The organism is Pseudomonadota bacterium (assembly GCA_039028935.1).
GTDB lineage: Bacteria > Pseudomonadota > Gammaproteobacteria > Steroidobacterales > SZUA-146 > SZUA-146.
On record JBCCHD010000054.1, the window covers coordinates 1 to 19,519 of the forward strand.

Annotated in this window: 18 protein-coding genes; 10 read left to right on the forward strand and 8 right to left on the reverse strand. The window is 55.0% G+C overall.

From position 1 onward, the window contains the following. Nucleotides 1-274: 274 nt before the first annotated feature. The 3 genes from AAF465_16045 to fadB form a co-directional block, all read right to left on the reverse strand. On the reverse strand, nucleotides 275-583 hold the full coding sequence (locus tag AAF465_16045) for a hypothetical protein (protein ID MEM7084242.1): 309 nt from the start codon (nucleotides 581-583) through the stop codon (nucleotides 275-277). A gap of 101 nt (nucleotides 584-684) precedes the next feature. After that, a complete protein-coding gene (fadA, locus tag AAF465_16050; protein ID MEM7084243.1) occupies nucleotides 685-1,860 on the reverse strand; it encodes an acetyl-CoA C-acyltransferase FadA in 1,176 nt (391 codons plus the stop codon). 52 nt (nucleotides 1,861-1,912) lie between these two features. Continuing rightward, the gene (fadB, locus tag AAF465_16055; protein MEM7084244.1) at nucleotides 1,913-4,054 is read right to left on the reverse strand and encodes a fatty acid oxidation complex subunit alpha FadB; all 2,142 of its coding nucleotides are present in this window, start codon (nucleotides 4,052-4,054) and stop codon (nucleotides 1,913-1,915) included. Nucleotides 4,055-4,310: 256 nt separating this feature from the next. Between fadB and AAF465_16060 the strand changes: the two genes are divergently transcribed. Together AAF465_16060 and AAF465_16065 are read left to right on the forward strand one after the other, a co-directional pair. Beyond that, on the forward strand, nucleotides 4,311-5,072 hold the full coding sequence (locus tag AAF465_16060; protein MEM7084245.1) for an SDR family oxidoreductase: 762 nt from the start codon (nucleotides 4,311-4,313) through the stop codon (nucleotides 5,070-5,072). 128 nt (nucleotides 5,073-5,200) lie between these two features. Then, nucleotides 5,201-5,968, forward strand: coding sequence for a DUF2797 domain-containing protein (locus tag AAF465_16065; protein MEM7084246.1), 768 nt, complete (start codon nucleotides 5,201-5,203; stop codon nucleotides 5,966-5,968). Nucleotides 5,969-6,035: 67 nt separating this feature from the next. Here the strand turns inward: AAF465_16065 and AAF465_16070 are convergent, their stop codons facing one another. Continuing rightward, entirely contained in the window at nucleotides 6,036-7,013 is a 978-nt protein-coding gene (locus tag AAF465_16070) for a nitronate monooxygenase family protein (GenBank protein MEM7084247.1), read from the reverse strand. 279 nt (nucleotides 7,014-7,292) lie between these two features. Between AAF465_16070 and AAF465_16075 the strand changes: the two genes are divergently transcribed. Together AAF465_16075 and aroQ are read left to right on the forward strand one after the other, a co-directional pair. Next, nucleotides 7,293-7,754 carry a type II 3-dehydroquinate dehydratase gene (locus AAF465_16075; protein MEM7084248.1) on the forward strand — a complete coding sequence of 154 codons (462 nt, stop codon included), beginning with the start codon at nucleotides 7,293-7,295 and terminating at the stop codon, nucleotides 7,752-7,754. Further along, on the forward strand, nucleotides 7,751-8,182 hold the full coding sequence (aroQ, locus tag AAF465_16080; protein MEM7084249.1) for a type II 3-dehydroquinate dehydratase: 432 nt from the start codon (nucleotides 7,751-7,753) through the stop codon (nucleotides 8,180-8,182). The genes AAF465_16075 and aroQ overlap by 4 nt, the downstream gene beginning before the upstream one ends. 85 nt (nucleotides 8,183-8,267) lie before the next feature. Here aroQ and AAF465_16085 read toward each other — a convergent pair whose 3' ends face one another. Then, a complete protein-coding gene (locus AAF465_16085; GenBank protein MEM7084250.1) occupies nucleotides 8,268-10,661 on the reverse strand; it encodes a protein kinase in 2,394 nt (797 codons plus the stop codon). 425 nt (nucleotides 10,662-11,086) lie between these two features. Here AAF465_16085 and AAF465_16090 point away from each other — a divergent pair, with 425 nt between their 5' ends. Continuing rightward, nucleotides 11,087-12,610, forward strand: coding sequence for an ATP-binding protein (locus tag AAF465_16090; GenBank protein MEM7084251.1), 1,524 nt, complete (start codon nucleotides 11,087-11,089; stop codon nucleotides 12,608-12,610). Next, complete coding sequence (locus AAF465_16095) at nucleotides 12,607-13,299, forward strand: response regulator (protein ID MEM7084252.1); 693 nt, start codon at nucleotides 12,607-12,609, stop codon at nucleotides 13,297-13,299. Before AAF465_16090 ends, AAF465_16095 begins: the two co-directional genes overlap by 4 nt. Nucleotides 13,300-13,331: 32 nt before the next feature. Here AAF465_16095 and AAF465_16100 read toward each other — a convergent pair whose 3' ends face one another. Beyond that, complete coding sequence (locus AAF465_16100) at nucleotides 13,332-14,075, reverse strand: hypothetical protein (GenBank protein MEM7084253.1); 744 nt, start codon at nucleotides 14,073-14,075, stop codon at nucleotides 13,332-13,334. A 199-nt stretch (nucleotides 14,076-14,274) separates the two neighbouring features. On the opposite strand from AAF465_16100, the gene AAF465_16105 reads away from it, so the two are divergent. After that, entirely contained in the window at nucleotides 14,275-14,553 is a 279-nt protein-coding gene (locus AAF465_16105; protein ID MEM7084254.1) for a hypothetical protein, read from the forward strand. Between the two features lie 44 nt (nucleotides 14,554-14,597). Here AAF465_16105 and AAF465_16110 read toward each other — a convergent pair whose 3' ends face one another. Further along, the gene (locus AAF465_16110; protein MEM7084255.1) at nucleotides 14,598-14,885 is read right to left on the reverse strand and encodes a putative quinol monooxygenase; all 288 of its coding nucleotides are present in this window, start codon (nucleotides 14,883-14,885) and stop codon (nucleotides 14,598-14,600) included. Nucleotides 14,886-14,976: 91 nt separating this feature from the next. On the opposite strand from AAF465_16110, the gene AAF465_16115 reads away from it, so the two are divergent. The 3 genes from AAF465_16115 to AAF465_16125 all read left to right on the forward strand — a co-directional run bounded on the left by AAF465_16115 (nucleotide 14,977) and on the right by AAF465_16125 (nucleotide 18,184). After that, nucleotides 14,977-15,381, forward strand: a complete 405-nt coding sequence (locus AAF465_16115; GenBank protein MEM7084256.1) for a metalloregulator ArsR/SmtB family transcription factor — start codon at nucleotides 14,977-14,979, stop codon at nucleotides 15,379-15,381. A 10-nt stretch (nucleotides 15,382-15,391) separates the two neighbouring features. After that, nucleotides 15,392-15,868: an SRPBCC domain-containing protein gene (locus AAF465_16120; protein MEM7084257.1), complete on the forward strand. Its 477-nt coding sequence runs from the start codon at nucleotides 15,392-15,394 to the stop codon at nucleotides 15,866-15,868. A 189-nt stretch (nucleotides 15,869-16,057) separates the two neighbouring features. After that, complete coding sequence (locus AAF465_16125; protein ID MEM7084258.1) at nucleotides 16,058-18,184, forward strand: alpha-galactosidase; 2,127 nt, start codon at nucleotides 16,058-16,060, stop codon at nucleotides 18,182-18,184. Nucleotides 18,185-18,251: 67 nt separating this feature from the next. On the opposite strand, the gene AAF465_16130 is transcribed toward AAF465_16125, so the two are convergent. Then, on the reverse strand, nucleotides 18,252-19,519 hold a 1,268-nt coding region (locus AAF465_16130; GenBank protein MEM7084259.1), incomplete at its 5' end, for an SLC5 family protein.

A 19,519-nucleotide genomic window follows, 5' to 3' on the forward strand; every position in this document is an offset into this window, starting at 1 on the left:
ATTAATTTGAATTTGCCACAAAAGTAGCAAGTATTTTTTAAAATAAAACAAATCAATTTACACTAATTTAGGGGTATAATAATTGACGCACTTAACCAGTCAAAGCCTTTCTTCAAGTTTTTGAAGAAAAATCAAGCTATGAGATCTGTCAACTATTGATCAGATAAGAATGAAAGAAAGACGGGTTCCCATCTAACTTGCATAATGTTCATATTCACAATACTCATTTCGATTGTCACAGCGCAGCACAGCACCAATTTCGACTCTATCAGTGTTAATTTTGACTCTTTTGATCAGTCCGCACAACTACAAACATCCCCGCCGGGAATGGATTAGCCTGATTGCCAAAGGTTGTTGAAAACAACCCTTGCGAAGGAAAGACGCTCTGAAACTCAGACCATACCGGTGTACCGCCCGATTCGCTGGTGTAAATCGAGAACTGCACCACTTCGGAGTCCTGTAACGGCAGACCGCTACTGTCCGTCAAATAGCCCTGATAGCTGAGCGCTGATGGCACCTGCGCCAGAGTAATGGGCATCCACCACCCACTCGCCATGAGCATTGCCAGAAAGCAAAATCGCATCATTTTCTCCCCGTATCGATTTTTTTATTATCGACATATCGTCTGCTTACCAAGACATACGGGGTTTGCCCACGATTGGGCTCATCGCAATGACGTTTTTCTTAGAGGCGTTCCATCACTGTCGTAATACCCTGACCCAGACCGATACACATGGTGGAGATTCCCACACTAAGATCACGATCTTCCATGACGGTTAAGAGCGAGCCTGAAATGCGAGCACCGGAGCATCCAAAGGGATGACCCAGGGCGATGGCGCCACCATGCACATTGACTTTGGTGTCCATATCATCAAGCAGTTTGAGGTCCTTCAACACAGGCAGCGATTGCGCGGCAAACGCTTCATTGAGCTCGACGTAGTCGATGTCATCTATGGTCATGCCCAATTGCTTTAACGCTTTTTGCGTAGACGGTACCGGGCCATAGCCCATGATAGAGGGATCTACGCCGGCTAACGTCATGGCGGTGATACGGGCTTTTGGCTTAAGACCCAGTGACTCAGCGCGCTCAGCCGACATAATGATCATCCCCGATGCGCCATCGGTCACTTGCGATGAGGAACCGGCCGTAACCGTACCGCCCTTGGGATTAAACACCGGTCGCAGTCCCGCCAGTGCTTCGAGGGTGGTGTCCGGACGAATGGTCTCGTCGTGTTCGATCATGTGCGGCACGCCTTTGTCGTCATGACCCATCACTGGAATGATCTCATTAGCAAATTTTCCTGACTCGCGGGCCGCTGCCGCGCTCTGGTGTGAGCGCAGCGAAAACTTATCCATGTCCTCCCGTTGGATACCGTGCATCATCGCAAGCAGCTCCGCGGTCATGCCCATGCTGCCGGCGGCCTTGGCTACCGATACGCCAAGCTCCGGGTTCGGGTTGACACCCTTATTCATGTCGATGTGGCCCATGTGTTCAACACCACCCACGATATAGATGTCGCCCAGTCCGGCCATAACATTGGCGGCAGCCGTATGCATCGCCGACATCGACGAACCACAGAGTCGGTTGACCGTTTGCGCGGGTACAGAATGCGGCAAGCCTGCCAATAGACCAACAAAGCGTGCAATATTGACGCCCTGCTCGTCGCGCTGCATGACGCATCCCCAAATGAGATCATCAATCTCCTCTGGATTGATGGCGCTGTTGCGACCCAACAAGCCCTTGATCACGGCGGCACTTAATTCGTCGGCGCGCGTATTTCGAAAACAACCGCCCTTGGCACGACCCATCGCCGTTCGAGCAAAGTCAATTACAACGGCGTCTCTTGGATTAGTAGTCATAGCTTAAAATTCCTGATCTGTCTTTATCGATGATGCCTGGCAGTCACTGCCATCAGCCGTAGTATTTAGCGCCATTCGCTGCCATCTCCTGCATCGCAGGTGTGGCTTCGTAGAGTTTGCCAAGATGTGCATACTGCTCGCACATGGCCACGAAGGTATCGACACCGATGCTGTCAATCCAGCGGAAAATTCCGCCGCGGAATGGCGGAAAGCCCACGCCATACACCAACGCCATGTCGGCTTCCGCCGCCGAATCGACAATGTTCTCTTCGAGGCATCGAGCCAGCTCGGTTGCCATCGGGATCATCATGCGCGCGATAATCTCGTCTTTATCAAATTCTTTGCGCGACTCGGTGTGCGGCGCCAACAACTCATACGCTTTCTCGGAGACGATCTTTTTGGGCTTGCCGCGTTTGTCGAGCTCGTAATCGTAAAAACCCGAGCCGTTTTTCTGACCGTAGCGATCGTTTTCAAACATCACATCGCCCGCCGTTTTGTAGGTTTTGGTCATGCGGTCTGGGAAGCCCTCTGCCATCACCCCTTCGGCGTGCGAACCGGTGTCGATGCCGACCACATCCATGAGATAGGCGGGTCCCATTGGCCAGCCCCAGCGCTCCATCGTCTTGTCGACCATCTGAAAATCAGCGCCGTCTTTGACCAGACCCATAAACCCAGCAAAGTACGGAAACAGCACGCGGTTAACCAAAAACCCAGGGCAGTCGTTGACGACAATTGCCTTCTTACCCATCGCATTGGCGTAGGCCACCGTTCGGGCAATCGCTTTATCGGAGGATTTTTCGCCGCGGATCACTTCCACCAACGGCATGGCATGGACAGGATTAAAGAAGTGCATGCCACAGAAGTTTTCGGGACGCGCGAGCGCGCTCGCCAAATAACTAATCGAAATAGTCGAGGTGTTGGATGCGATAATTGCATCCTCATCCACAGTCTTCTCGACCTCGGCCAAAACGATGTTCTTCACCTTCGGATTCTCGACCACAGCTTCGACCACAATATCGACCTCATCAAAACGATCGTACGTCAGCATCGGATCGATTGACGACAACACCTTGCCCATTTGCTCGACAGTCATGCGGCCTCGATTGACGCGCTTCGTGAGCAATTTACTGGCCTCAGAAAGACCCAGATCGAGGCCTTCTTGATTGATGTCTTTCATTTTGATCGGCACGCCTTTGTAGGCCGACTGATAGGCAATGCCGCCGCCCATAATGCCGGCCCCCAGCACGGCGGCGCGCGCGACTTTTTTGTCCGACTGTTTTTCCGACTTCTTCGCTTTCTTACCGATCAGTTGATCGCTTAGGAAAATGCCGGTCAGCGACTTGGCCGCTTCGGTGGCCGAGACTTTCATGAAGCCATCTGCTTCCACCGCGATGGCCTCGTCGCGTCCTTTCGACGCGGCTTTTTGCATACACTCGATGGCGACGATTGGCGCGGGATAGTTCGGACCAGCTAAGTTGGCCACAAAGGCTTTCGACGTTTCGAACGCCATCATCGCTTCCACCTGATTGAGTTTCAGAGGACCGGTTTTCTGTGCCCGTCGTGACGCGTAATCCATTTTGCCGTCGATTGCGTTTTTTAGTACCGCAAGGGCCGCGTCGCGCAGGTCTTCGGGCGCGACCACGCCATCCACAACGCCAGCGTCGAGCGCTTCCTCGGGGCGTTTGTCTTTGCCTGACGCAATCCAATCGATCGCCGTATCGGCGCCCGCGATGCGCGGCAAACGAACCGTGCCACCCCAGCCAGGAATAATGCCGAGCTTGGTTTCAGGTAACCCAACCTTGGCGGCCGAGCTCATGACGCGAAAATCGCAAGCCAGTGTGAGCTCAAGCCCTCCACCGAGCGCATAACCGTTGATCGCGGCAACCACCGGCACGCGTAAATCTTCGATGCGATTGAAATTGATAATGTTAGGGTCTTCGGCTTTGTTGAAATCGTCGCGGCCGAACATGGAGCCGAACTCGGTGATATCGGCGCCGACGATGAAGACGGGCTTAGCGCTGGTAATCAGCACACCGTTGATGTCGTTGTTGCTTTCGATCGCATCGATTGCTTTGGTCAGTTCACCGACCGTCAGCGCGTTGAATTTATTGACCGACTCTCCGGCCAGGTCGAACTGGATCTCCGCAATACCAGCATCGAGCATGCTGACCGTTATGGCACTACCTTTAAACATCCGATTTGGCCCTCTGGTTAATTCGTAAAAGTGGCGTCTTCGACGCCATCCCGAGCGGTGAAGCCAAAAATGACACACTGCAGCGTAAACGGGAATGCCACCATACACAATCCGCCACGGAGACGAAAGCAGCTGTGGACAAAGATGTCACGGAATCCAATTTTATGTATATTTTTCAGTCACCTTAGATCCGACAACGCAGGACGTTTTGAGCGGACTACAGCATATTTTTAACATAATAATTAGGAAGCGCACGATGACCTCATCCCTTTTTGATCTCTCCGGCCAGATCGCACTCGTGACCGGCGCAAGCCGCGGCATCGGCGAGTCCATCGCCAAACGGTTCGCTCAGCAGGGTGCGCATGTATTGGTATCCAGCCGGCGAATCGATGGTTGCGCGGCCGTTGCGGAGGCCATCAACACCGGCGGCGGTAGCGCCGAACCGATCGCCTGCAATGTCGGCAACATGGCCGACATCGATACGGTGTTCGACCGTATTCAACGCGACCATGGTCGCCTCGATATTCTCGTCAATAACGCCGCGACCAACCCCTATTTCGGCGACATACTCGACACGGATCTGGCTGCCTACACCAAAACCGTGGACGTCAATGTACGCGGTTACTTTTTCATGTCAGTGAACGCGGGCCGACTGATGCGCGACAATGGTGGCGGCGCAATCGTCAACACTGCCTCGATCAATGCGCTACAGCCGGGCATGGCGCAAGGTATTTACTCCATTACCAAAGCCGCCGTCGTCAACATGACCAAGGCCTTTGCCAAAGAGTGCGCCCGGCACAATATTCGCGTAAATGCCTTATTGCCTGGACTCACCAAAACGAAATTTGCGGGCGCGCTATTCGAAGACGGCATCTATTCTCAAGCCATCAAACAGATACCGATGCGACGTCACGCAGAACCGGACGAAATGGCCGGAACCGTGCTGTACCTGGTATCGGCCGCTTCAAGCTATACGACCGGTGAGTGTATTGTCGTAGACGGCGGATTTACACTTTGATCGAAACGGATAAAAATTACGGTTTGCTAATGTCACTGCGAAATACACTGACCCATAGGGCACAATGGTTAATGCGCTGTCGCGTATTCTCCTAAGAGGACAATCCGATTTACGGTCAAATTCTAAAAATGAACACGCAACTTGAACGCACGGTCGCGTATTCGCTGCCGATCGGCGATGAGGCGGTGGACATGAACGCCTTGATTGGTGAGGATATTTCGCTGCGGTTCGATGGCGAAATTCGCTGTATTAAATGCGACAGATCCACCAAAAAGTCGTTTGGCCAAGGCTTTTGCTTCCCCTGTTTTCGCAGTGCGCCCGAAGCGAGCGAGTGTATTTTACGCCCGGAACTCTGCCGCGCCCACGAAGGCGAGGCGCGGGACATGGAATGGGCGAAACGACATTGCTTGCAGGAGCATATCGTTTATCTGGCCAAGAGCTCGGTCATCAAAGTCGGTATCACACGCGGCAGCCAAATTCCTACGCGCTGGATTGACCAGGGCGCATCAGAAGGACTGATCTTCGCACGCACACCGAATCGCTTTACTGCCGGCCAGGTGGAAGTGGCCATGAAAGCATTCCTGACCGACCGTACCAATTGGCGACGGATGCTAAAAAACGAGATAAGTGACGACGATCTGATTGCGCGCAAAACAGAATTGACCGATCAACTGGATGACGAACTCAGCGCGTACATCACCCAAAACGAATCGGTCACCACGGTCGATTATCCGGTTACCGCCTATCCGGAAAAGGTGAAAAGCGTCGGCTTTGACAAACTCCCGCGCATCGAGGGCCAACTGCTTGGCATAAAGGGGCAGTATTTACTGCTGGATAAAGACCGCGTCCTCAACATCCGTAAACATCAAGGTTACCTAATTGCATTGGACGCTTAACGTAGCGCATGACCACTCTCTATCGCGAGCCTGCCTGCTGGCCACTTAGCGGTCGCTACTGCCTCAATTAAGCGATGTTCATGCCGCTTAGACGCGCGGCGATAATTTGATCGGCCTCGTGCATGATGCGATCAATAAGCTCTTGCACCGTGGGAATGTCATTGATCAATCCCGCCACCATGCCGCATGACCAGGCACCCGCGTCCATATCGCCTTCGAGCATAATGCGTGGATAAACGCCGGCCACTTCTTCGATGATGTCTTCAAACTTAATCGAATCACCTAAACGCTTTTCCTTTTCGAGCAAATTCTCCACTGCCGCGTTATTCATCACGCGCTCGGTGTTCCGAAGCGGGCGCATGACCAGCCGCGTATCGAGTTCCGATGCCTCGACAATGGCTTGCTTTACTTTTTCATGAACCGGCGCTTCTTGTGTGGCGATAAAACGGGTACCCATGTTCATACCTTCTGCACCCATCGCCAGGGATGCCACGAGCGAACGACCGTCAGCCTGCCCACCCGAGGACACAAAAGGAATCTCCAGCTCATCATCGGCGCGTGGCAGCAAAATCATATTGGGCACATCGTCTTCGCCTGGGTGTCCACCACACTCAAAGCCGTCCACGCTCACCGCGTCGCAGCCGATCGACTGCGCTTTAAGCGCATGTCGCACCGACGTGCATTTGTGAATGACTTTGATGCCCGCGTCCTGCAAATAGGGCAGCACCTGCGATGGATTGTTACCCGCGGTTTCAACGACTTTGACCCCGCCTTTAATAATGGCCTGAATGATGGCGGGATAATCGGGTGCATTGACGGTGGGTAAGAAGGTCACGTTAACGCCAAACGGCTTGTCCGTCATATCTGCACAGCGCGCAATCTCGTTGGCAAGATCCTCCGGCGTTTTCTGAGTAAGCGCTGTGATAATGCCCAATCCACCCGCGTTTGAAACCGCGGCGGCAAGCTCGGCGAAGCCCACGTAATGCATGCCGCCTTGAATAATCGGATGCTTGATGGCGAATAGTTCGGTGATACGTGTTTTCATGCGATACCTTTTTGTGTTGCGGCGTGGTGGCAAGTACGTCGTGCACTCATCGTGTTGTAGTCAACGGTCTCAAGCCGCCACCGATGAAACCTATCCATGCGGTGGCCCTATATGATTCGCTCCAGCGAAGCTCCGCGCAGACTACAGGCAGTTCTGCGCGCAAATCAATAGCGCCGATTCAACACTGATCAGTAACGATGCATAATTGTGAGCAAAATCAATAGATTTCATTTTCGATTGCGCTATTATGGTGCGCACATGTTCTGCATGAGTTCTCGCATGGCCACTTCGCTGCTTATCATTAACGGACCGGGTTTGACCTATTCGGAATCCTTCGGCGCCGAGTCCTTCGATACTATTCACAACGCCTGCACCGATTTGTGCGCAAGCCTGAATATCGATTTGGATTTTCGTCAATCGGATGACCCGCAAGACGTTATCCAATGGATTAAACGCGATGCGGCCAGTCATGATGCATTGATCATTAATCAAATGGGCTGTATGGATCGCACTCCGATCGACTATAAACACTACGCGCACGGCCTGCGCGCGCTTCAAGCGCTCCAGTGTCGGGTGATTGAAGTCAACTTGACGAATGTATTTCGCGACGATCCGGGTGTGTTCACGCCAGTACAGGGACCTTCCGGTCGATCGGCATTGATCAGTGGCTTAGGCGTTAACGGATATCGACTTGCCATCCGAGCTGCACACGCCGAAGCGCAAGCGGCGCGCTCGTCATGAACATACTGGTACTGAACGGACCCAACCTCAATCTATTAGGCACTCGTGAGCCGGAGATCTACGGCTCCGATACGCTGGACGACATCGCGGAGCGTTGCCGACAGCGAGCGCAGCGAGCCAACGCGAATGTCGAATTTCGACAGTCGAATTATGAGGGAAAACTGGTCGACTGGATCCAAGAGGCCATCGGTCAGTTTGATGCCCTTATTATCAATCCTGCGGCGTATACGCACACCAGCATCGCCCTTCACGATGCGTTGCTATGCTACGGCGGACTCAAAATCGAGCTGCACATTTCTAACCCCCACCTACGAGAACCCTTTCGACATCACTCTCACGTGTCGACGGCCGCCGACGTGGTGATCATGGGACTGGGCGTCGCCGGTTATGAGCATGCGATCGACGCCGCCATCGAAGCCCAGGGTTAATCCACCGTGTTAACGGTGTCGATGCTAAACGCCGTGACCGACTCGGAAAAGCACTTTTAGATCCGGTACGCTCGTCACAACCCATCTAGGGCGAGGCGATTCCGTATAGCGATTCGATCAACGCCCGCCTGTCCTCAAGCTCGGCGGCCAACTTCGTATTCGCCGGGTTGCTGATCGCCAACGTCTCGCGTATGCCAAGCGCCTCTAAGTAGTAAGGTCGCGCGGCCATTTTATCTTGCGCCGCGTTGAGTGCCTCAGCCAAGTTTTCAAGGCCGATGGCGAGCGTTCGAGAGGCGTTCGCATTGTCCGGGTCTGACTCGGACAGGGCGCGATACTCAGCGAGTGCCTGCTGATAGATCGGCACCGAGCCCGACGCATCCCCGCTTGCCAAGCGCACATCCGCTAATTTCTCGACCGCAATGGCAGCATCGCGCCGTCGATTGGCGTTACCGGGTTCTTTGGCTGCCTGCTGTTGCCGCAGGCTCATTGATTGCTCGAACTGCACAAGCGCGAGTTCAAAGTCGCCTTGTCCGGACAGCATTGTGCCCACCCGTTCGTGCAACAGTGCACGATAACGTACCGCGCGCGGCGGCCCCTCGGGATCCTCAGCCAGCGGCAGAATCAAGGCTAACGCCCGCTCATAAATCGCAAGCGCTTCAGCCGGTCTGCCGGCATTAGGAAAACTCGGGTGGCCCAACAAGTCGCCTTGCTTCACGCCCGATATGGCGACAGACAGTAGCGCCAATTTTTTGTCCGGATAGGTGTCAACCAAACGCTCAAACGTCGCCATCGAATCTACGGAGTGTGCTAACGCACCCTCCACATCACCTGTCCACGCAAGCACATCCGCGAGTTTTTCATGAACGATCGCTGCGTGCCGCTCGAGCTCCGGGTTATTAGCGGTAGAGCGCTCTAGCGCCTCGGCAATCGCCAGTGCCTTACGATAGCTCTCAATTGAGCTGGCCAGATCACCCACGTTCGCATTGGTCGGGTTACCCAATACATCACCCAACTTCTTATAGGCTTTTGAGAGATCAAGCTGAAGCGCGCGATCGCTGCCTGCGTCTTTGGCTAGCCGATCAAGGTAGTGCAGTGACTCGCGGGTCATAAGCTGCCGAGCCGCCGTGCCGCCCGGTAGGTCGGCCACTTCATCATGTAACTCGAAGATCACCGTTTCGGCAAAACCACGTAAATCATTAAATCGCTCATTGGCAATATGGGCTTGCCACAACGACACACCGAGGCCGAGCACAAGCGCCAGCACCGCCGCGCCTGCGGCCGCAACCACCACGCGATTGCGGCCCACAAACTTGCGCAGACGGTAGGTGCCCGAATCGCCCATGGCCGTAACCGGCAAGCCTTTGCAGTAGGCGTTGAGATCGTTGGCAAACAGCTGTGCCGAGGGATAACGCTCACCAGGTTCGCGATGCAAGGCTTTGGCGAGCACCGCATCGAGGTCACCACGCAATGCGGTAGACAGTTTAGTCACCGACGAGCGCCGGTTTCGTAACATTTGTGACTGTCGATCTGGCTGTCTCAATGCTCTCACATGTTCGCTGGGTTGGCGCAGCGGCAGACTCTCCAAGCGTTCAAGCAAAACCTCTCGCGGTCCACTTTTGAGCGCAAACGGTGTTTCGCCCACAAGCAGCGTGTACGTGAGCACGCCCAACGAATACACGTCACTGGTCGTGAAGACAGGCGCGCCGGCAATTTGCTCTGGGCTCGAATATTCCGGCGTCAGCGCGACAAACTCACTCGACGCCTCGTCACTCGTGTTCAGATTTGCGGGCATCCACCGCGCAACACCAAAGTCCAGCAGCTTCGGAATCCCGTCCTCCGTAACCAGGATATTGCCCGGCTTGATGTCGCTATGAATAATCAAATTTTGGTGCGCGGACATCAGCGCCATCGCCACTTTCTGAACCAACTCAAGACGACGACGTAGCGACAGAGCCTGCTCGTCGCAAAATTGATCAATTGGCATGCCTTCAACTAGTTCCGTCACCAAGTATGGCAACCCTTTGTCGGTGGTGCCCCCATCGATCAGACGAGCGATGTAAGGGTGATGCAAGCGCGCCAGAATGCGGCGCTCTTCATCGAAGCGGCGAATCATTTCATGCGATTGCAAGTAAGTGCGCATCACCTTGAGGGCGACACGCTGCGAATACCCGCTGGCTCTTTTCTCGGCAAGATACACGTTGCCCATGCCGCCGCGATCGATATTGCGAACAATCCGATAGTCACCGATTTGATCACCCTCGGCGAACGAACGCTCTTCTTCAACCGGCTTCAGAAAATCGGACGTTCGCCCAATCGTGCGCATGAGTTTATCGACAGCGGTGCGCAACGTGGCCTGCGCTTGTGCGTCCCCCGCTTGCGCGCACGTATCGACTAAAAACGATTCGCGCTGGTCCGGGCTCAAGTCGAGCGCCTCCTCGCAGATTTGCAAGACTCTCTTTTGAAAATTGCTGTCGTTCATCTTGGTCGGTTGGTCATCGAAATCAGACCACAGTCATCTTTGTTGTTATTCGTGCACACTTAAATCAGATTGTCTTAGTGGCGTTCATTTCTCAACGCTTTACTCCATGAACCAAGCGCGACGCCGTTCTTGCTCTGATTATAAGCATGGGCAAGCTCGTTTTTGCCGAAGATCCGATTCTAGGTCGAAAAATGGCGTATTTGAGCATCTCAAATTCGATCTTCAACCAGCCGGCAACCGCCAATTGCTGCAAAAACCGGCGTTCGTCGCAGAAATCCACGATATGACAAACTTCATATTCGCTGCACTTTTGTCCATCAGTATTCAGGCTGTCGAGCTGGCGTATTTAACGCACTCGCATCGTGCAGAAGCCAACCCGCGACGACACCAATACGATACGATAGGGATCTGGGCACACTTTATCTATGCGACTCACCCTGACTCACAAATTGATTCTGGCCTTTTTGGGCCTCACGTTGATCGTCCTGATCGCCACGCTCGGCCTTGCGCGCTGGAGTTTCAATAAGGGGTTTGTCGACTATGTGAACGCCATTGAGTACGTGCGTCTGGAGCGCCTTGCTGAAGCGCTGACCGCCGAGTACCGTGAATCGGGAGAAAGCTGGAACACACTCAGCGAAGCAATGTTTGCCCAGATGATTCGATCGCACGCGCCACCGCCTGGGGCGCGCTCCGGTCGAGGTAGGCCGCCGGGGCAACGCGCGCCGTCCGAGCGCGATCGATCGTATGAGCCTGGAAAACCGCTACCTGCCGAACGGGGCGCGCGAACCGAAGCCGGACCCCAAGCACCCTCAACCACGCGCACTCCGCACGACGATCGCTCACGCAAGCGGGCAAGGGATGGGGGACCACGAGCGCCACGATTACCCACTGCACTATTTGTGAATAATGTGCTGATGGCTGGCGATCCACGCGCCGATCAGCCGGACGCTATACGCGTGCCCGTCATGTACAACGGCAGCCAAATCGGTCTTCTTTTAACGGTGCCACGTCGCTCCCTCGTCTCGGTGCAAGAGACTGCGTTTTCGTCGCAGCAATCGCGCGCCAGCTGGGCCATTGGTGCGGTGTCGTTAGGCCTGGCATTACTGGTCTCAACGCTACTCGCCAGGCGCCTACTCGCGCCGGTACACCGAATGAAGCAGGATGTCGCACAGCTCTCAAACGGCGATTACACCATTCGACTCGACGAACCCCGTACCGATGAACTCGGAGAGCTAGCGCACAATATCGATCGACTTGCCGCAACACTTGACGAGGCGCGTTCCGCACGACAGCGTTTTTTTGCCGACGTCTCGCATGAGCTGCGCACACCCATCACCGTACTCGCCGGTGAACTTGAGGCATTGCGAGACGGCATTCGATCGTTCGATCACGAACAAATCGAATCCTTGGCGCAGGAAGTCGAGCGGATGCGTTTGCTGGTGGATGATCTGTACGACCTATCCCTATCGGACATGGGCGGCCTGAAGTACGCCTTTGCGCGAGTCGATCTAAGGGATGTTATAGAGACGTGCCACGACGCCATCAAAGGCCGAGCAGCACAGCAGTCGATTGTGGTCACCGTCCATGCGGAGCCGCTCACCGTTCAAGCGGACCGCTTGCGACTGGTTCAGCTTATACAAAACGTGCTGGGCAACTCGCTGGCCTATACCGACTCGCCAGGTCGCATTGATATCCGCGTGTTCAAACTCGAACACGATGCGGTAATCGAAATTGATGACAGCGCACCGGGTATCGGTAAAATGGATCCTTCACAACTTTTCGAGCCACTGTACCGGGGTGAGGCATCACGTAACCGTCGATATGGCGGCGCCGGGCTTGGCTTATCAATCTGTCGTAATATCGTACAGGCGCACAGTGGCACACTGACCGCCGAAGCGTCTGAGCTGGGTGGGTTGCGTATACGCATTACACTACCGGAGCAACCATGAGCCCACCGACTGATTCAATATTGGTCATTGAAGACGAGCCCAAAATTGCACAATTGCTGTCCGATTACCTCACGCGCGAGAACTTTCAGGTAGACATCCTGCTGGAAGGCACGCACGCGGTGGAACGAGTCCAAGAGCGCCAACCGAGTCTTATTCTTCTTGATTTAATGCTGCCGGGGAAAGATGGCCTCACGATCTGTCGGGAGGTGCGACAGTTCGCCGATGTACCGATTATTATGATCACGGCGAAAGTCGATGAAATCGATCGATTGCTCGGTCTTGAACTGGGTGCGGATGACTACGTGTGCAAGCCCTTTAGCCCACGCGAAGTCGTGGCACGCGTGAAGACTATTCTGCGTCGTGTGGGTCGTGCGATTGAGCCGGTCACCGACGAAAAAGTCATTACGTATCGAAGCGTACGACTTCTGCCCGAACGCTACGAGTGTCAGGTGAACGATACGCGCATCGAACTCACACCCGTTGAGTTTCGCTTGCTGCAGGCTATGGTTGGGCGCCCGGGCCACGTGTTCTCCCGCGACAAGCTAATGACAGTCGCCTATACCGATGATCGGGTTGTCAGCGATCGCACGATCGACACGCATATTAAAAACATTCGAAAAAAGTTGGTCGCCGCAGGCTGTGACGACATGCTTCATTCGATCTATGGCGTGGGATACAAAGTCGACTAAGTCATCCAGACTGTCGCGCCAGTAACGCGACGTTAACGCTTATCTGCCGAGACCTCATCGAGAATATCGTTCACCAGCTGCAGCTGCTTTCGCTCCGACGACGCCAACGCCCGATGAAACATGTGCAGAAGCTCATACCTTTGCTCGTATTGGCGAAGCTTAGCCAGATCATAGCGACGAATTGCTTTAAGGTTTTCGTTCGCTTCATCGCCTTGATAGTCCACCGCAGCACCGGCCGCGGCAAACGCCTTCACATCAAAATCGACCGCGTCATTTTGCGTCGACTCTTGCACCACCAGATCCATGAGTTCGGGGAAGATGAACGCTTCGCGATCGAGTAATGAATGGTATCGAATGAGTTTGCTCTTGAGCGATTCGCTGGACAACCGAGCGAGCTGGCCACTCGCCGTCAATTGTACGTACGCCGCCGACTTGGCAGGACGTCGACCGGTTGATCGCGCAGCCACCAGCGCCCGCTCAATGTCGGCACTGGTCGATGAAGAAACGTTGCCTTCCAGTACGGCAATCAGGTTTTGTAAGTCTGTCGCGTAACCCTCTCGAAAGGCGATCTGCTTAGTCAACGCTTCACCAATTTCCGAGAACTCGTCTTTCAGCTGCGCCAGGATTGCGGCCTCACGCGCACTCTCGATGCGCACCTCGTTCCAGTTGGCCACTTGAATACCGATGAACACACCGACCACAACGATCACGAAGTCGATGGCTACTGCCGTCCAATTTTGCTCTTTTACATGCTGGGATAGTCGACGAAGCAGCATGGCGCCCCCTCACTCACTGACGTCACAGTGCACTATACGATTCACCTTTGTCGATTTAACGCTTTCAGACGAACTTGATGATCTCAATTCGGTCACTCAGCGTTTGGGCATAACTTCACATTTTCTCCATATTGCCTTCGTCTGGACTTCGCGGTGCGGCCCGATACTGAGCACAGGCTTAAAAAACGGAGACCCCATCATGACTTTTTCAGCAATTAAAACGACCGCTTTGATTATTGCGGCTTCGATTGTCGCCCCTCAGGCATTGGCAGGCGAGGACGGTGAGCGTAAGAAACGACGCGGACCACCGCCTGTGGCCATTGAAGCGTGCAGCGGTCTAGCCGAGGGCACGCAATGCAGTTTTATCGGGCGCCGCGGTCAAGAACGACAAGGCACTTGTGTTATCCCTGCGCGCAACCAAGAGATCCTGGCGTGTAAACCAGACCATCGCCGTCGCGGTCATCACGACGAATCGTAATGAGTTCCCCCACAGGTCGGCGAGACGAGTGCCGACCTGTTTTTTTATTGCTCAATCATTTCGTAAACGGCAGATGACTCAATAAGCCCTTTTACTGCCTTGAGATACTCAGCAATGTGATCAGACTGCATATGGGCCTGCCACCGTTCGCGCGACGCCCACCGCTCGTAGAATAGGAAATGGTGGGGGTCATCTCGATCCTCGTGAAGCGCATAAAGTTGGCAACCGGCCTCTAGTCGGGTCGGCACTAAGAGTGCAGCCAATGCGGTTTTAACCCTATCTCGACGTCCTGCCTTCGCGTGGATATGGGCAACGATAATGTGTTGCGACAACGCTCTACTCCTACATTAACCAAGCTTAACGCTAGCATAGCGCTGATTACCCGATGCGGTGATTATTAATCACCGCGCGAGGCGGCTTGACGTGATTGATCTATTATGTGACTATTTGGTCACATATGTAACCACCGATCACGCTGTGCAAAGGCCCATTCGACATCGAGAACACGACTCACCCGAAGACGACGCAGTGTGGTCGGCGATGAACGATGCGTCGCGGCGTAAAATGCTCGATTTGCTCCGCGAGTCGGCACTGACCACCCATGCGCTGTGTGCGCATTTCTCGTTTTCGCGATTTGCCGTCATGAAGCACCTCACTGTGCTCGAGCAAGCCAACTTGGTGATTGTGGAGCGCCGCGGTCGCGAACGGTACAACCATCTGAATCCCGCTCCGCTGCAAGCCATATACCGACGCTGGATCCGGCCCTTTGAACAATTGCCCGCCGATCGGCTACTGCGCATCAAGCAACTCGCCGAAACAGACAACTAAGGAGTCCACTATGACAATCGAACCGGCCCAACTGGCCTCGCTGACGATACAAATCACAATTGATGCGACTCGCGAAAAGGTATGGACCTCACTCACACGCGACATTGACCAATGGTGGCCGGCTGACTTTTACAATGGCGGTGACGAGGGCACGCGTTCGTTTTCGCTCGAAACCGAGCCCGGCGGTCGCATGTACGAGCAATGGGACGACGGCGGTGGTGTGCTGTGGGGCCACGTCGTGAGCATCGTGCCAAATCAACAGCTGCAGATTTTAGGCTCAGTGTTCCCGAATTTCGGCGGCCCCACGCAGTGGTTCGGCACATGGAAACTCGACGAGCACAATGGTCAAACAACGCTCACCTATACCGAGTCCGACATTGGTCGAGTATCGGACAAAGGCACCGACGAGAAAGACCAGGGCTGGCGCTATCTGTTCGGTTGTTTGCAGGCGTTTGTCGAAGGACGTAAAGCACCCACTTGGGGGTAATGCCCGCTGCATGACGAATTGACCATTAACCTGACCCACCCTGTGACTAAGCGGACCCGCGATAAACTAACCTAGCGAGGTCAAACCTTTTCAAACCCCAGCCGCTCGCGCGTCACTCAACCAATCCGTGTCGCGCGAACAGCTGCTCAGTCGGTTTGCGTCGTCGACCACATTGTGTACTCTGGCGACATGACTGAACCGGCCACAGCCCCTTTTTACCGCCTGGACGGCACAGCCACTTCGCTAGTGGTGGATTGCCGCGACGCACAGCCGTCGGTGCTGTACTGGGGACCGCGACTGGACGCCCATTGCACGGGCGCCGAGCTCGCCGCACTGTCGGTACGTCAAGAAGCCCCGGCACGCGAAGCGCGAGAAGCGCCGATCACCTTGACGCCGCTCCCGGCTGCAGGCTACCTGGGACGACCAGGTTTGGCTGTGCATCGACAAGGACGCGACTGGCACGTGTTCACGCGCATCGCTCACGTTGAACAACTCGATGCGCATACGCTGTCAATTGTATCGACTTGCGATCACACGCTCATCAAACTGGTTCATCGACTCACACTGGATCCGGACAGCAACGTGCTGGCCGCCTCCACTGAGCTCATCAACGAGGGCGCTCTCCTAACGGTCGACGACTGTTGCGCACCCTGCCTGCCGTTGCCCGAACAGTGCAACCAAATAATGGGGTTCAATGGCCGTTGGTCCGGCGAATTTCGAACGCAAACCGTTCCGCGGCCACAGGGCCTCTATCTTCGAGAGAATCGCAGCGGCCGCACGTCGCACGATACGTTCCCGGGCGTTATTGTTCACGATGCGGCGACATCCGAGCAAAGCGGACTCGCTTACGGCTTTCACCTTGGCTGGAGCGGCAATCATCGTCTTGCCGTTAATGAACTGGCCGATGGACGTACCGCGAGCCTGTTTAGCGAACTTTTTTATCCGGGCGAACAGCGACTAGAACACGGCGAGCGCTACACCACACCGACACTCTATGCCGCCTGTTCGACCAATGGCCTCACACCCTTATCGCAACAGTTTCATCGATATGTGCGCGCGCACTTGACCGCCCCGCACATGCAAGGCAAGGCCAAACGCGTGCATTTCAATTCGTGGGAGGCCGTCTATTTCGACCTAAGCGAAGAAAAGCTATTCGCGCTGGTCGATGCGGCGGCCTCCGTGGGTGCCGAACGTTTTGTGCTCGACGACGGCTGGTTTCGCCATCGCCGCGGCGACCATGCCGGGCTTGGCGATTGGTATGTGGAAGACGCGATTTTCCCGAATGGCCTGACGCCACTTGCCGAACAGATTGCCAAGCGCGGGCTCGAGTTTGGACTATGGCTCGAACCTGAGATGGTCAACCCTGACAGTGATTTGTTTCGCGCGCATCCCGATTGGGTACTGCATGCCGATCCAGCACCGCGCGTGCTGGCGCGCCATCAGCTTGTACTGGATCTGACCAAACAAGCGGTGTTTGACTATCTATTCGAACGCATCCATTCGCTTCTGACGCAATACCCCATCACCTACATTAAATGGGACATGAATCGCGACCTACACCAACCGGGTAGTGACGGCGGGGCAGCGGTCCATGCACAAACCCGTGCGGTGTATGCCCTGCTCGCCCAAGTCCGCGACGCCCATCCGCTCATTGAAATCGAGAGCTGCTCCTCGGGCGGCGGACGCACCGACTATGGCGTGCTGGCTTACACCGATCGTCTGTGGACCTCCGACAGCAACGACGCGCTTGACCGACTGGCGATTCAGCGCGGCTGTTCATTTTTCTTCCCAGCCGAAATGATGGGCGCACATGTGGGCCCTGCCGACTGTCACATCACCGGCCGCCGGTTGAGCATGGCACTGCGTGGTGCCGTGGCCGTATTTGGTGACATGGGCATCGAAGCCAACGTGCTGGACATGTCCGAGGCGGAAAAAAAGGAACTAGCCGCTGCCGTGACGCTTCACAAAACGCATCGCCAACTGATTTTTAGCGGTGATCTCGTGCGCCTTGACACAGCACCGCACGATCACGCGTTTGGTGTTGTCGCCGCCGACGGGGGTGAAGCGCTGTTTTCGTATACGCTACTGGAAAGTCAGCCGCATTCGCTACCGGGGCGTCTGAAACTGACGGGCCTGGAAGATCAGGCGCGCTATCACGTGCAGTGCGTTTGGCCCACGGATCTCGACACCACCCGCGAACCTCTGTCGACACTGCATGGCGCCACGTTTAGCGGCTCAGCACTCAGACAGCATGGCCTGCAGCTACCGCTGATGCACCCAGCGTCACCGCTCATCATCCATCTGACACGACGATAACGCACAAGCTGCGCCAGCCAGATGGAATGGGTGACGTGCCGTTAACGCGATCGGCAGGACGCCTCGACTACGCGGCCGTCGGATCACTCTTGCCAATGCGCAGTTCCGGGCGCGTACCAAACACCACTCGACTAACAACGAGCGCGGTGAGAACACTGAAGATCAGCGTAAAAAACATCATGTGGATATAGTGCGGCATCGACCAGTCAAACCCGAGAGGCCGGAACAGCTCGAACGAAAAGAAGCCGTAGGTTGCTACACCCACCACCACCGCGACGATCGCCGCGCGCGAATCAACGTCATTGAATAACAGCCCGACAATAAACGCCGAGAGAATCGGCATACTCAACAGCCCATACAGTTGTTGGATGGTGTTGATAATACTTTCTGTCGTGGCGTAAACCGGTACAAGCGCCAGACCGATGATCACGAACACCACCGTAATAATGAAATTGAGTCGGCGCACGTTGGGCGTTTTACTCACATACTTTTCGTGAATGTCACAGATATACAGCGCGGTAGAGGAATTGAGTACGCTGTTCACGCTGGTGAGCACCGCCGCGGCGATGGCAGCGGCAAACGCACCCGACAGCCAAGCAGGCAGCACGTCACCAACAATACGGCCGTACGCCGCGTCACCGATATCGCCATAGAGTTTGTAGGACACAATGCCTGGAATCACGATCATCGGCGGCACGATCAGCAAGCGAATTGCCGCCGCCGCCAGCACGCCCTTTTGTCCCTCTTCGACCGTGGGCGACGCCATGGCGCGCTGCGTGATGGTTTGGTTTGTACCCCAATAAAAAATTTGAATGAAAATCATGCCGGTCAGCAGCGTGTGCCAGGGAATCGGTGAGTCATTGGCGCCGATCATGGTCAGACGCTCTCTTGGAATCCCAGAAAAATCAAAACCAATCGCCTTGAGCGCCAAAAAGACCACGAGCATACCGAGCGTCAACAGCAGCACCCCGCTGTACGCGTCCGACACGGCCACTGCGCGCAAGCCACCTAACACCGCGTAGGCGGTGCCGACCAGTCCAAACGCGATAGCAATATAAATAAGTGGAAACTGGACATCGAACATGCTCTGCATAAAGAGCGAACCCGAGTAGAGCATCGATGGAATGAAAATAAACACGTTGCCAAGCAAAAACAGTGCACCAATCACCGCACGAATATGATGGTCGTTATACCGCTTCTCGAGCAGTTCGGTCGTGGTCGTGCACTTGTGCTTGTAGTAAATCGGCAAAAAGACCTTGGCCAGAATGATAAGCCCCACGACGGCCGCCAATTCCCACCAAGCCAGAAGCGCCATCTGATTGCCATTCATGCCCA